Origin of the sequence: Neorhizobium sp. DAR64872/K0K18 (assembly GCF_050500175.1) — a bacterium.
In the GTDB taxonomy this organism is placed as follows: Bacteria; Pseudomonadota; Alphaproteobacteria; order Rhizobiales; family Rhizobiaceae; genus Neorhizobium; species Neorhizobium soli.
In genome coordinates this window covers 2724623-2737536 of the sequence record NZ_CP191446.1, presented here as the reverse complement: position 1 = coordinate 2737536, position 12914 = coordinate 2724623, and the positions used below count along the sequence as shown (strand labels likewise).

Annotated in this window: 14 protein-coding genes and 1 tRNA gene; 10 read left to right on the top strand and 5 right to left on the bottom strand. The window is 60.8% G+C overall.

Annotation, left to right across the window (positions count from 1 at the left end; genetic code table 11):
• The first annotated feature begins 125 nt into the window (after window positions 1-125).
• The 4 genes from ACQY1P_RS18955 (at window position 126) to ACQY1P_RS18940 (ending at window position 4061) form a co-directional block, all read left to right on the top strand.
• Window positions 126-1076 (top strand): iron ABC transporter substrate-binding protein, encoded by a 951-nt coding sequence (locus ACQY1P_RS18955; RefSeq protein ID WP_430256735.1) that lies wholly within the window; start codon window positions 126-128, stop codon window positions 1074-1076.
• Window positions 1077-1148: 72 nt separating this feature from the next.
• Window positions 1149-2729, top strand: coding sequence for an ABC transporter permease (locus tag ACQY1P_RS18950; RefSeq protein WP_430254894.1), 1581 nt, complete (start codon window positions 1149-1151; stop codon window positions 2727-2729).
• Window positions 2726-3787, top strand: coding sequence for an ABC transporter ATP-binding protein (locus ACQY1P_RS18945; protein ID WP_430254892.1), 1062 nt, complete (start codon window positions 2726-2728; stop codon window positions 3785-3787). Before ACQY1P_RS18950 ends, ACQY1P_RS18945 begins: the two co-directional genes overlap by 4 nt.
• A 100-nt stretch (window positions 3788-3887) precedes the next feature.
• Window positions 3888-4061, top strand: a complete 174-nt coding sequence (locus ACQY1P_RS18940) for a DUF1328 domain-containing protein (RefSeq protein WP_082471987.1) — start codon at window positions 3888-3890, stop codon at window positions 4059-4061.
• Window positions 4062-4375: 314 nt separating this feature from the next.
• On the opposite strand, the gene ACQY1P_RS18935 is transcribed toward ACQY1P_RS18940, so the two are convergent.
• Window positions 4376-4450: transfer RNA gene (locus tag ACQY1P_RS18935), tRNA-Val, on the bottom strand.
• 97 nt (window positions 4451-4547) lie between these two features.
• Window positions 4548-4910, bottom strand: coding sequence for a response regulator CpdR1 (gene cpdR1, locus ACQY1P_RS18930; RefSeq protein ID WP_062460988.1), 363 nt, complete (start codon window positions 4908-4910; stop codon window positions 4548-4550).
• A 180-nt stretch (window positions 4911-5090) separates the two neighbouring features.
• On the opposite strand from cpdR1, the gene ACQY1P_RS18925 reads away from it, so the two are divergent.
• Together ACQY1P_RS18925 and hisN are read left to right on the top strand one after the other, a co-directional pair.
• Complete coding sequence (locus ACQY1P_RS18925) at window positions 5091-5978, top strand: N-formylglutamate amidohydrolase (protein ID WP_430254890.1); 888 nt, start codon at window positions 5091-5093, stop codon at window positions 5976-5978.
• A 379-nt stretch (window positions 5979-6357) separates the two neighbouring features.
• The gene (gene hisN, locus ACQY1P_RS18920; RefSeq protein WP_062460982.1) at window positions 6358-7134 is read left to right on the top strand and encodes a histidinol-phosphatase; all 777 of its coding nucleotides are present in this window, start codon (window positions 6358-6360) and stop codon (window positions 7132-7134) included.
• Window positions 7135-7140: 6 nt separating this feature from the next.
• Here the strand turns inward: hisN and ACQY1P_RS18915 are convergent, their stop codons facing one another.
• Entirely contained in the window at window positions 7141-8130 is a 990-nt protein-coding gene (locus tag ACQY1P_RS18915) for an alpha/beta fold hydrolase (RefSeq protein ID WP_430254887.1), read from the bottom strand.
• A 291-nt stretch (window positions 8131-8421) separates the two neighbouring features.
• Between ACQY1P_RS18915 and ACQY1P_RS18910 the strand changes: the two genes are divergently transcribed.
• The 3 genes from ACQY1P_RS18910 to mazF all read left to right on the top strand — a co-directional run bounded on the left by ACQY1P_RS18910 (window position 8422) and on the right by mazF (window position 9647).
• The gene (locus ACQY1P_RS18910) at window positions 8422-8904 is read left to right on the top strand and encodes an Hsp20 family protein (protein WP_062460976.1); all 483 of its coding nucleotides are present in this window, start codon (window positions 8422-8424) and stop codon (window positions 8902-8904) included.
• Between the two features lie 168 nt (window positions 8905-9072).
• Window positions 9073-9315: an AbrB/MazE/SpoVT family DNA-binding domain-containing protein gene (locus ACQY1P_RS18905; RefSeq protein ID WP_430254885.1), complete on the top strand. Its 243-nt coding sequence runs from the start codon at window positions 9073-9075 to the stop codon at window positions 9313-9315.
• A complete protein-coding gene (mazF, locus tag ACQY1P_RS18900; RefSeq protein ID WP_113165486.1) occupies window positions 9312-9647 on the top strand; it encodes an endoribonuclease MazF in 336 nt (111 codons plus the stop codon). Before ACQY1P_RS18905 ends, mazF begins: the two co-directional genes overlap by 4 nt.
• A gap of 16 nt (window positions 9648-9663) precedes the next feature.
• Here the strand turns inward: mazF and ACQY1P_RS18895 are convergent, their stop codons facing one another.
• Window positions 9664-10665, bottom strand: coding sequence for a bile acid:sodium symporter family protein (locus ACQY1P_RS18895; RefSeq protein ID WP_430254882.1), 1002 nt, complete (start codon window positions 10663-10665; stop codon window positions 9664-9666).
• 97 nt (window positions 10666-10762) lie between these two features.
• Between ACQY1P_RS18895 and ACQY1P_RS18890 the strand changes: the two genes are divergently transcribed.
• A complete protein-coding gene (locus ACQY1P_RS18890; RefSeq protein ID WP_062460971.1) occupies window positions 10763-11620 on the top strand; it encodes a LysR family transcriptional regulator in 858 nt (285 codons plus the stop codon).
• Between the two features lie 3 nt (window positions 11621-11623).
• Here the strand turns inward: ACQY1P_RS18890 and ACQY1P_RS18885 are convergent, their stop codons facing one another.
• On the bottom strand, window positions 11624-12676 hold the full coding sequence (locus ACQY1P_RS18885) for a threonine aldolase family protein (RefSeq protein ID WP_113109752.1): 1053 nt from the start codon (window positions 12674-12676) through the stop codon (window positions 11624-11626).
• Between the last annotated feature and the right edge of the window lie 238 nt (window positions 12677-12914).

The window sequence follows — 12914 nt, the reverse complement described above, 5'->3', positions numbered from 1 at the left end:
ACTTGACTACGCAGGTCGGCTTTGGCTATCGATGCGATGACGCTTATAAATTGGAGGCAAACTTGAAAATTCTGTCTGCTCTTTCGGCCGGAGCTTCGCTCGCCGTTTCGCTACTCGCTCTGTCCATGCCGGCCAACGCGCAGGTCGCCGACAGCCTGACGATCTACAATGCCCAGCACGAGGGCCTGACCAAGGAATGGGTCGAGGCCTTCAAGGAAGAGACCGGCATCGTCATTACGGTGCGCAACGGATCCGACCTCGAAATGGCAAACCAGATTGTGCAGGAAGGCGCCAACTCGCCGGCCGACCTGTTTCTGACGGAGAATTCGCCGGCCATGGCGCTTGTCGATGGCAAGGGTCTGTTTGAGCCTGTCGACAAGGCAACGCTCGATCTCGTTCCCGAGCAGTTCCGCCCGGCCAACGGTCACTGGACCGGAATTGCCGCGCGCTCCACAGTGTTTGCCTATGACAAGACCAAGCTCACCGAGGACAAGCTGCCGAAATCGATGCTCGATCTCGCCAAGCCCGAATGGAAGGGCCGTTGGGCCGCATCTCCGTCGGGCGCCGATTTCCAGGCGATCGTCGGCGCGTTTCTGCAGCTGAAGGGTGAGCCGGAAACCGCTTCCTGGCTGAAGGGCATGAAAGAGAACTTCACCGCCGTGCGTGGCAATTCCACCGCCATGAAGGCCGTCAATGCGGGCCAGTTCGAAGGCGCGCTGATCTATCACTACTACTATTTCGGCGATCAGGCGAAGACCGGCGAAAACAGCAAGAACGTTGCGCTGCATTACTTCAAGAACCAGGATCCGGGCGCCTTCGTGTCGATCTCCGGCGGCGGCATTCTGGCCTCTTCCAAGCACAAGGAGCAGGCGCAGGCATTTCTGAAATGGCTTGCCGGCAAGGGCGGCCAGAAGATTCTGCGTGACGGCACCTCGTTCGAATACGCCGTCGGCAAGGACGAGGCTTCCAACAAGGCGCTCGTTCCGATTGCCGACCTTCAGGCGCCAAAGGTCGAGCCCTCGAGCCTCAACAATGCCAAGGTCACCGACATGATGACAGCCGCCGGCATTCTCTAAACACCATCGAATCCTGTTGCGCACGGACATCGCAGGGCGTACCTGCGATGTCTCTTCTTTCTTGAGCACGCGATGACGTTTACCACCGAGAGCATGGTTGCCAGCCGGCCGCGCCGGAAGCCTGCGGGGAAACCCCTTGCAGGATCGTCATGGACGCTGGCAATCGCCGTTGCGATTGCCACCCTGACGCTGACGCCGCTCGGGTTCGTGTTCTGGGCAACGCTTGCGACCGGCTGGGAAACGGCATCGCAGCTGATCTTCCGTTCCCGTGTCGGCGACCTCCTGTTCAATACCGTTGCGCTGATCGTCCTCACGGTGCCGATCGCGCTGGTTCTCGCAACGGCGCTTGCATGGCTGACGGAGCGCACCGACCTGCCGGGCGCAAAGCTGTGGGCCTTGCTTGCCATCGTGCCGCTCGCCATTCCCGCTTTCGTGCAGTCCTATGCCTGGATCGGTATGTGGCCGCGGCTGAACGGGCTTGGAGCGGGCGTCGCGATTTCTGTCGTAACCTACTTTCCCTTCGTCTACCTGCCCGTGTCGGCGGCCCTTCGGCTGATCGATCCGGCACTGGAGGATCAGGCGGCCTCTCTCGGTCTTTCGCCTGCTGCGGTCTTGCGGCGCGTCGTGTTGCCGCAACTCAGACTGTCGCTGTGTGGCGGGGCGCTGCTGATCAGCCTGCATCTCCTGTCGGAATACGGGCTCTATGCGATGATCCGGTTCGACACGTTCACGACGGCAATTCTTGACCAGTTCCAGTCCACCTACAACGGCGTTGCAGCGCATATGCTGGCGCTGGTGCTGGTGGCATGCTGCTTCGTGCTGATCGGCGTCGATGCCGCTGTGCGGGGCCGCCGTCGCTATGCCCGGCTGGGCTCGGGCGTTGCCCGCCATCCGGTGCGCGCCTCGCTTGGCCGCTGGCGATATCCCTGCCTGCTGCTGCCGGTCGTGACTACTGCGGTTTCGCTTGGCGTGCCGGTGCTGACGCTCGGGCGCTGGCTGATCGCCGGTGGTGCTGATATCTGGCAATTCAGCGAGATCGGGTTGGCGCTTTCCCAGACGCTGACGATCTGCGTGATCGGCGGTGTGGCGACGGCTGCTGCCGCCGTGCCGATCGCCTGGCTTTCGGTGCGTCGCCCGACGCGTTCCAGTCGGTTTCTCGAAGGCTGCTATTATCTCGCAAGCTCGATGCCGGGCGTGGTTGTCGCGCTCGCTCTGGTAACGATCTCCATCCGGGTGATGCTGCCGCTTTACCAGACGGTGGCGACGATCGTCATCGCTTACGTCATCATGTTCCTGCCGCGGGCGCTGGTCAGCCTGCGCGCCAGTATCGCGCAGGTGCCGGCAGAGCTGGAACAGGCGGCCGAAAGTCTCGGACGTTCGCCCGCGCGGGCGCTCTGGTCCACCACAGTGCGGCTGGCGGCGCCCGGCGCTGCATCTGCCATGGCGCTTTCCTCGCTCGGCATCATGAACGAGCTGACCGCGACCCAGATGCTGGCGCCCAACGGCACGCGCACGCTTGCCATGGCATTCTGGGCGCTGACCAGCGAGATCGACTATGCGGGAGCCGCACCGTATGCGCTGCTGATGATCCTGTTTTCGCTGCCGCTCACCCTTCTCCTTCACCACCAGTCAAAAAAGATCGCCGGGCGATGACGCTGCTTACCCTTTCCTCCGTTGCCAAGAGCTACGGTTCCGTCGCAGCCGTTGCCGGTGTCGACCTTGCAGCCCAAAGCGGAAGCCGCACGGCCATCGTCGGCCCTTCCGGCTGCGGCAAGACCACGCTTTTGCGGCTGATTGCCGGGTTCGAGGTTCCTGACGCCGGCTCGATCACGCTTGGCGGCGAGATCATGTCCAATGCGGACGCGCATGTTGCTGCCTACCGACGTAATATCGGCATCGTGGCGCAGGACGGCTGCCTGTTTCCGCATCTTTCGGTGCTCGACAATATCGGTTTCGGCATGGACGCGGATCGCACGGCCAAACAGGCAAGGGCTGCGGAACTGATGGAGATGGTCGGACTTGACGGGGCGATGCTTGCCCGCAAGCCGGATCAGCTTTCCGGCGGCCAGCAGCAGCGCGTGGCGCTGGCAAGGGCGCTTGCCCGCAGGCCGCGGCTGATGCTGCTGGACGAACCCTTCTCGGCGCTCGACATGGGCCTGAGGACCGCCACCCGAAAGGCTGTGGCCGACGTACTGTCGGCTGCCGGCGTCACCACCATTCTCGTGACCCATGACCAGGCGGAAGCGCTTGCCTTCGCCGATGAGCTGGTCGTGATGCGGGCGGGAAAATTCGCCCAGGTCGGCACGCCGCGCGAGGTCTATCTGAAACCCGTCGACCGGGCGACGGCCACCTTCCTCGGAGAAGCGGTCGTGCTGCCGGCCATGGTGAGCGACGGGATAGCCGACAGCCCGATCGGCCGGCTAGAGGTTGCGGACGTCACCTATCGCGGCCGGGCGCAGATCATGATCCGGCCTGAGCAGTTTACCGTCAGCCGGATCGAATACGCGCCGGACAACGGGGTCTCGGCTGTGGTCAGCGACGTGGTTTTCTGCGGGCCATCGCTTGATGCGAGGATAACACTCGCCGGAGACGGTATCGCCGAGGGCGAGATTTCCTTCCGCCTGGATATCCCCGGCCGCGAGCTGCTTGCGTCAGGCGACCGGGTGTCGATCGGCATCTCGGGACGAGTGCATCTGCTTGCCGACGCGTAGTTCACATTTTTGCCGGAATATTTCTTCGCGGCCATCACGGCGCTGGAACCTGGAACCTTTTGTCACGTTGTTCCCGCATCAAATATGAAGGAATAATACCATGCTGAAATGGGCTCTCATCTTTCTCGTCATCTCCGTGATTTCAGGCTTCCTCGGCTTCTCCGGCGTCTCCTCTGCCACCGCGGGCATCGCGAAAATCCTGTTCTTTATCGCTATCGTGATCTTCCTTATCTTCCTGGTTCTGGCACTGACGGCAGGCGCCGTGGTCTTCTAAGAAAGACCCCAAGGATCACAACAGCAAAGCCGCCCTGGAGCTTCCACGGGCGGCTTTTGTTTGCGGTAAATTCGGGAAGTGAAGCGCTATTGAAGCGGCCGGAGCCCCACACGACCCCGGCCGCCTGAGTGCCACTGGCCGAGAGGCCAGCCACAAACTCAGACCCACAAGCTCCCGCATCCGCAAGCCTCGCGCTATTGGTATTGTTACGGATGGAAGAATGGTGACGGGACGTTATGCGGTCGGTTAACGGCTTGAAACGAAAAAGACTTCCGGTTTCCCGGAAGCCTTTCGTGCCTTGCGGCTAATCAGGATGGTGGGCGTAACAGGGATTGAACCTGTGACCCCTACGATGTCAACGTAGTGCTCTCCCGCTGAGCTATACGCCCATCCGATGGGCGGCTTAAGACCACAGAAACCGATGTGCCGTCAATAGGCTTTTTCCGGTTTTGTGAAGTCTTTTTGACAGCCGCCGGAAAACCGGGCTTACGCGGCCAGAAGCTTGTTCACTTCGTCCACAAGATCGCGCAGGTGGAAGGGCTTGGAGAGAACCTTTGCATCCTTCGGGGCCTTCGAATCAGAATTCAGAGCGACGGCGGCAAACCCTGTGATGAACATGACCTTGAGATCGGGGTCGAGTTCGGTCGCGCGCCGGGCGAGCTCGATGCCGTCCATCTCGGGCATGACGATGTCGGTCAGGAGCAGCGAGAAAGGCTCTTCGCGGAGCCGGTCGTAGGCGCTGGCGCCGTTGTCGAAGGAAATGACCTTGTAGCCCGCCTTTTCCAACGCTTTCACCAGGAACCGGCGCATGTCGTTGTCATCTTCGGCGAGAAGGATTTTTGGAAGCATCTCGGGGACCGCTATCTGTCTATGAGTCGTGGCTGTATGGCCGTCTACACTCTCAATTGACGGTAAACATCCGTTTAATAAGAGCCGAAGCAGCCTTGGTGGGATTACATAGTATGGACTTCCCGCCGGGCAACTGGCAACATACCTCATCCGACTTGTTCATGACATGGTAAAAACGGAATGGATTTCAACGCCGGCGATCCTGAGCATTTCGAGGTAAGGGAACCCGCCAGGCAAACCATTCCCTTCGTGTACAACTCTCCCCATAGCGGCCGGTGCTACCCGGAAAGCTTTCTTGCCGACAGCAATCTCGACTCGATGTCGATTCGCCGTTCGGCAGATCATTATGTCGACGATCTCTTCGCCGATGCGCCGGAACTTGGCGCGCCCTTGCTGACCGCCCATTTCCCCAGGGCCTATCTCGACGTCAATCGCGAGCCGTTCGAACTCGATCCGCGTATGTTCGATGGTCCGTTGCCGCCTTACGCCAATATCGGATCGATGCGCGTTGCCGGTGGGCTTGGCACCATTCCGCGCATCGTCGCCGAGAACATGGATATCTACCGGCGCAAGCTTTCGGTGGCGGAGGGCCTGTCCCGGATTGAGGCAATCTACAAGCCATACCATGCCTGCCTGCGCCGGCTGATCGCGGCCACGCATGCCCGGTTCGGCATCTGCGTGCTGATTGATTGTCACTCGATGCCTGGCAATATCCGGCTTTCGGGTTCGAACGTGAAGCCCGACTTCATCATCGGCGATCGCTACGGCACAAGCGCGTCTGCCGAGCTTTCCCGCGCGGCGCTCAGCTTCCTGAGCGAGATGGGTTTTGCCGCCGTGCGCAACAAGCCCTATGCTGGCGGCTTCATCACCGAACACTACGGCCGGCCCGTGCGCGGCCTGCACGCGCTGCAGATCGAGATCAACCGCGGGCTTTACGTGGATGAGGGGACGCTTTCGAAGCGGCCGGAATTCGATGCGATCGCCGCCGCACTCTCGCTCTTCATGCGCCAGATGGCCGACTTCGTCGCTGATTTTTCGGCCAGCGACACTGCGCTCGCAGCGGAATAGTATCCCCGCATCAGGCTGACTTCGATCGCCGAGGTAGCCGACTTCCCTGACAGAGCGCATTCGATGCCGCAGCATGCAGACATCTGCGTGCTCATCGAGCGATACCCTTCCGCCCGTGTATTTTGGACAAAAAAAACCGCGCTTACAGCGCGGCTAAGTCTAGGGAGGAAACACCCAAGGAGGGTATTTACAGTCAAAGACTGTAGGAAGACGCTACGTCCGTTATGCACATTTGTCAATCAATTATTTTATGTGATGAAAATTGCATCATTATTTGGCGAAGTGACCGAGTTTTGGTCAGTCCAAGAGCGGTTCAGGCCTTTCTAAGCGCCAAGACCTGCTTTAGAACAGGGGCAGCTTTTCTGGGACGGAGTTTTTGATGCTGCCTGATCGCGCCTTTTTCGATACGCTCGCCGATGCCGCCCGCGAGCAGACGCTGCCGCGCTTCCGCACCGGTGTCTCCGTCGTCAACAAGCTGGCCGGCGGTTTCGATCCGGTGACCGAGGGCGACAGGGCGGCGGAAACCGCCATCCGGGCCCTGATCGAGGCGCGGTTTCCCGAACACGGCATCTTGGGCGAAGAGCATGGAAATGTCGGGCTCGACCGCGAGCATGTCTGGGTCATCGATCCGATCGACGGGACGCGGGCCTTTATCTCAGGCGTGCCGCTGTGGGGCACGCTGATCGGCTTGCAGTCGAATGGTCGGGCCACGATGGGCATGATGGACCAGCCGTTTACCGGCGAACGCTATTTTGCCGATGGCAAGGTCGCAACCTATCGCGGCCCGGGTGGTGAGGCCGTCCTTGCCGTGCGTGACTGCGGACAGCTATCCGATGCGGTTCTCTTCACCACGTCACCGCATATTTTCGAGGGCGAGGATCTGGCCCTTTACCGCTCGATCGAAGAGAAGGTGCGGCTGTTCCGCTATGGCTGCGATTGCTACGCCTATTGCCTTCTGGCGGGCGGTCATATCGATCTCGTGGTTGAGAACAATCTTCAGCCCTATGATGTCGGTGCGCTGATCCCGATCATCGAGCAGGCGGGCGGCATCATCACCGACTGGGACGGTGGCCGGCCGGAGAACGGCGGCAATATCATCGCCGCCGGTTCGCGCAGCGTGCACGCCGAAGCGCTTGCGCTGCTGGCGCGCCGATAAGACGAGTCAGGCCGCGGTTTCGCTAAGGTCTATGCCGCCATCGAGCCCAGGCATGAAGGCCTCGAGCGCCGCCATCACCTGGGCGCGGTAGATATTCTTCTCCTGCAGCAGCTCATGGCGGCCACCGGTGATCGTGATGAGCTGTGCCGCGCGGAAATTGCGCGAGAGTTCCTCCTGCGCCGTATAGGGCACGACACCATCGAGGACAGGCGCGATGATCAGCGTCGGAATGGTGATCCGTGTCAGATGCGCCTGCGACGAGACGCGCCGGCCTGCGCGAAGGGTCTCGTGAACCCAGCCGGCCGTCGGTGCGCCGACTGTCAGTTCCGGATAGGCGGCGTAGAGGCCGAGATTTCGCTCGAAGCGGGTGCGATCGCCGGTCAGGCCGTTTCGTTCGAAGGGAATGAAGCGCTTGTCTCCGCCAAGCTGGATCTTGCCGAACCCGGTCCAGCGCATGACCGTCGAGAGCGGCCAGACGATGCGTTCCGGCAGGGCCTGGCCCTGAAAGCCGATATAGGGCGACAGCAGCGCCATGCGGCTGATCCGGTTGGCAAGTTTCGGCGCCGACGACAGTGCGATCAGAGCGCCGGTGGAATGGGCGATCAGAAAAAACGGCAGGCGTGCATCCGGAAGCACGATCTGCTCGAGAAAGATGTCGAGGTCTTTCTGGTAGTCGGAAAAATGTCTGATATGGCCTTTTTTCGGGTGCCGTGTCTCGCGGTCGGAACCGCCCTGGCCGCGCAGATCGTAGGTCGCGACCCACAGGCCCATCGCGTTGAGCTCGCGGATAGTCTCGAAATATTTCTCGATGAACTCATTGCGCCCCTGCAGCAGCACGATCGTGCCGCGGGCCGGCGAGACCGGTGAGCGGAAAAGCGCGTAACGCAGCTTCGTGCCGCGGTGACCGGTGAAATGGCCAGCGGTGTAATCGGCCGGCGCCGGGTTTTCCGGCGTCGATCGCAACAGGGTCTGTGAGGCGTGGGGCGTGTCAGTCATGCCGACAGGCTCAAGCGATCCGGGCCGCCACGTCAAGTGAAATCATCTGAAATGGTGGATGCGGATAGAGGCGAGGCCGGAGCGGAGAACTCTGACCTGTCGGCCTATAACCAGGAAGCCGAGCCCGTCACGGGATGAATTTCCCCAATGAAAAAACCTCTTGAATGACGGAAAATCAATTCCCATCTTTCCTCTGCAGGCGCCGAAAGGGCCTGCAGAACGGGGTCTTCATCGCCAGAACGGGGTGAGACGCCAAACCTAAACCGCAACGTCGCTTCAATGGAGGACTTTATGCGTCACGTCGATTTTTCCCCCCTGTACCGCTCCACCGTCGGTTTCGACCGTCTCTTCAATCTACTTGACAATCGCAACCTTGGCGATCAGGCGCAGAGCTATCCGCCCTACAATATCGAGCGGACCGGCGACAACACCTATCGCATCACGATGGCTGTCGCGGGATTTGACGAGAAGGAACTCTCGATCGAATTCCAGGCCCATTCGCTGACCGTGAAGGGCGAGAAGAGCGATGACGAAGCCGGTGCCGAGACCGAATATCTCTACCGCGGCATCGCCAAGCGCGCCTTCGAGCGCCGCTTCCAGCTCGCCGATCACGTGGAAGTCGAAACCGCTTCGCTGAAGAATGGTCTCTTGCACATCGATCTGGTGCGCAACATTCCGGAAGCGCTCAAGCCACGCCGTATCTCGATTGCGGCCGATGCGTCCGACAGCGTCAAGACGATCGAAGCACAGATCGCTCCGCAGCAGGTCAACTGACCCGCCACGGAGAGTAATGACAGCCCAATGACCTCCAGTCACGGGTAGCATACAGACGCCTCTTCCCACGCCGGGAGGGGGCGTTTTTGGTTGGCATTGACCGGGTTTGCCGGGCGGCCTACCGTATCGACATTATCTCAGCCTGATCTTCAACGTGAGGGAGTGCCGATGCGTGTTACTGTCAAGAAATCGGGCGACAGCGCTTCTGTTCGCATTCCGGCAGCCGTCATGGAAGCGGCAAACCTCAAGCCGGATTCCGTCGTCGAAGTATCCGAAGAAAACGGCCGTATCGTTATCCAGGCTGTTACCGAACTGGACACAACGCTAGACCACCTTGTTGCCGGTATGAACGCCACCAATCTGCATGACGAGGCCGACTTTGGTGCGCCGGTCGGCAGAGAAGCGTTGTGAACGCTCAGTCCAACGTTCCCGATGCCGGCGACATCCTCTGGCTTGATTTCTCGCCTCAGTCCGGACACGAGCAAGCGGGGCGGCGGCCTGCAGTCGTCCTTAGTCCCGCAAGCTACAATCGTTTCGGACTGATGCTCTGCTGCCCGATGACGACGAAGGTGAAAGGGTATCCATTCGAGGTCGTTCTGAAGGACGACAAAGGATGCGTCCTTGCAGATCAGGTAAAAAGCCTCGACTGGCGCTCACGCCGCGCCGAACGCAAGAGCCGTGTTTCAGCCTCTGAGCTTCAGGAAATCAGGACCAAAGCTTCGGCCCTGATTGGCAGACCTTAAGGTCTGTACGCCGGTTTCAGGCTGCGGCGACCTTGGCGAGGGCTTCTTCCTTGGCCCTGGCGCGCTCGGCGTATTTCTGGGCGATCGCGGCGCAGGCCATCAGCTGGATCTGATGGAACAGCATGATCGGCAGGACGATGGCGCCGATCGAGGCCGACTGGCCGGAGAAGATGGCGTTGGCCATCGGTACGCCGCTTGCGAGCGATTTCTTGGAGCCGCAGAAGGTGATGGTGATCTCGTCTTCCTTCTTGAAGCCGAGAAGCCTGCTGCCGAACATGGTGATGCAGAGAACGACGGTCAGAAGCAGCATGTCGATGACGACGACTGCCGCGATGTCGCTCACCGAAAATCGGCTCCAGATTCCTTCGATGACCGCTTCCGAGAAGGCGAGGTAGACGACCATCAGGATCGAGCCGCGGTCGACGGGCGAGAGGATCTTCTTCTTGGAGCGGATCCAGTTGCCGATCCACGGCTGCAGGATCTGGCCGGCGATGAACGGTGCCAGAAGCTGAAGACCAATCTTCTGGATGGCATCGGTCGAAACGCCGGCGTCGCCGGTCGTCGACAGAAGCAGGCCGACCAGAAGCGGGGTCAGGAACATGCCGAGAATGTTGGAACCGGATGCCGCAACGATTGCCGCCGGCACGTTGCCACCCGCCATCGAGGTAAAGGCGATCGACGACTGCACGGTGGACGGCAGCACACAGAGGAAGAGGATGCCCATGTAAAGCGGTGCCGGCAGGATGTCTTCCGGAACGAAACCGATCATGAGCCCAAGGATCGGGAAGATCGCAAACGTCGTCAGAAGGATCGTCAGATGCAGGCGCCAGTGAAGGACGCCTGCGACCACCACATCCCGCGACAGGCGAGCGCCGTGCAGAAAGAAGAGGAGGCCGATGGCGATGTCTGTCGCCACCCCGAACCATTCCGCCCATACGCCCTGGATCGGCAGGAAGGAGGCGAGGATGACGGTGCAGACGAGCATGACGGTGAAGCGATCCGGCAGGTAGCGGCGCATGGAAAATCCTTCGACGATTTCATTGTTTGTCGAGGCTGTCTTCGCTTATCATGAATTTGAATGCAAACACTAACAGCTATCGTGAAGTCGGATAACCATGCTCAACCTGCATCACCTGAACAGTTTTCTCGTGCTGGAGCAGACGGGAAGTTTTACCGATACGGCAGCGCGGCTGGGGCTCGGGCAGTCGACCGTTACCCAGCATATCCAGCGGTTGGAAAAGTCGCTCGGGCGTCAGCTCGTTTCGCGGGATACGCACCACGTGCGGCTGACGACGGAAGGGGAGGCGCTGCTGGGCTATGCGCGCGGAATGCTGGATCTCAACAGCAAGGTGTCCTCGCTGTTCGGCGAAAGCCGGCTGCGTGGCAGATTGCGGCTCGGCGTTTCCGAGGATGTGGTTGCGAGCCGGCTGACGGGCATTCTCGAAGATTTTATTCGTTTGCATCCACTCGTCGATCTGGAGCTGACCGTCGCGCTGTCGGCCGTGCTCAATCAGATGCAGGACGCGGGCGATCTCGATCTGGTTCTCGCCAAACGGCATGTGGGGGAAACCCATGGGCGTCTGCTCTACCGCGAGCCGCTTGTGTGGCTGGCGCGGGATCCGGAGCGCATGATCGACCGGACCGATGCTCTGCCGCTGATCGCCTTCCCGTCGCCCTCGATCACGCGGCGGGTGGCGCAAGAGGCGCTGGATGGAGCCGGTATGTCCTGGCGGATCGTCTGCACCTGCGGCAGTCTCAGCGGTTTGACGGCTGCGGCGCGGGCGGGAATGGGCGTGCTCGTGCAGCCGCGCAGCATGGCGCCCGAAGGCCTCAAGGAGATCACCGGGGACCGTTTGCCAACGCTGCAGGATGTCGAGTTCGTGCTGATTTCCAGGCGCGGCGCAGATGCAGCGCTGGTCGAGGCCCTGTCCAGCCTGATTACGGCGCAGATTGCGCCGCAAAAGCAGGGCTGACGATTAGGTGGAAGCGCAGATCGACAGGAACTGGTCGACGTCTTCTTCCGTGGTCGCAAACGATGTGACCATGCGGATGAGCACTTCGTCTGCCTTGACCTTTTCCGGAATGTCGCGGGGCGCCGGCCAGTTGTAGAAGCGTGCGCCCTGTTCTTCGGCGGCCTTGGCGGAGGCTTTCGGCAGGACCGCGAACACTTCGTTCGATGTCGTCGGCCAGGCAAGCCGGGCGCTGTTGAGCGCGCCGAAGCCGGTGCGCAGGCGATCGGCCATGGTGTTGGCATGGCCGGCGAGACCCATCCACAGGTCGTCCTTCAGATAGGCGTCGAACTGGGCTGCGATAAAGCGCGATTTCGAAAACAGCTGTGCGCTGCGCTTGCGCAGGAATGCAAAATCCTTGGCGAGATCAGGATTGAAGAACACGATCGCCTCGGCGCACCAGCAGCCGTTCTTGGTGCCGCCGAAGGACAGCACGTCCACGCCGCGCTTCCAGGTCATCTCGGCGGGCGAGCAATCAAGCGCGACCAGAGCATTGGCGAAGCGGGCGCCGTCCATGTGCAGCGGCAGACCGTTGTCCTTGGCGATCTTTGCGATCGCGTCGATTTCATCGAGCGTATAGATCGTGCCGACTTCTGTTGCCTGCGTCATGGTGATGGCGGCGGCGCGGCCGTGGTGAATGGCGTCCTGCGGGTAGCGTGAGATGCGCTCCACGAGGTTTTCCGGCAGCATTTTGCCGGCCGGGCCCTCGACCGCGACCATGCGCATGCCCGAGAAGAAGTCGGGTGCTCCGCATTCGTCCTCGATCACATGCGCTTCGGAATGACAAAAGGTGAGGCCGCCGGGGCGGGCGACGCTGGCAAGCGCTAGCGAATTGGCTGCCGTGCCGGTCGCGACAAAGAAGACGGCGACGTCGCGTTCAAACATCTCGTTGAAGCGAGCCTCGATCGAGCGGTCGAGCTCGCTGTTGCCGTAGGCCGCGGCAAAGCGGGTGGATTCCTTCGACAAGCGTTCATTGATTGCGGGATGGGCGCCAGCCCAGTTGTCCGAGGCGAAGAACATGACGGTACCTTGCAAGCGATGTGGGATAAGATGCGGGGCTTTGAGCGAGGCGGACCATAAGCCTTTTGGACCGTTGATCAATCCGGAAACGTGCCGAATGAGCGGTGTCTGCTCGTGCCGCGTAATCAAAGCCGAGTTTTGTCATTCGCGGCGCAAGATTATTTCAAGCTGGCATCGCAACCAGTAATCAAGTGTCGTTTAGCTTTAACTTTTTCGTGGGCCGGGGATTGAAGACAGG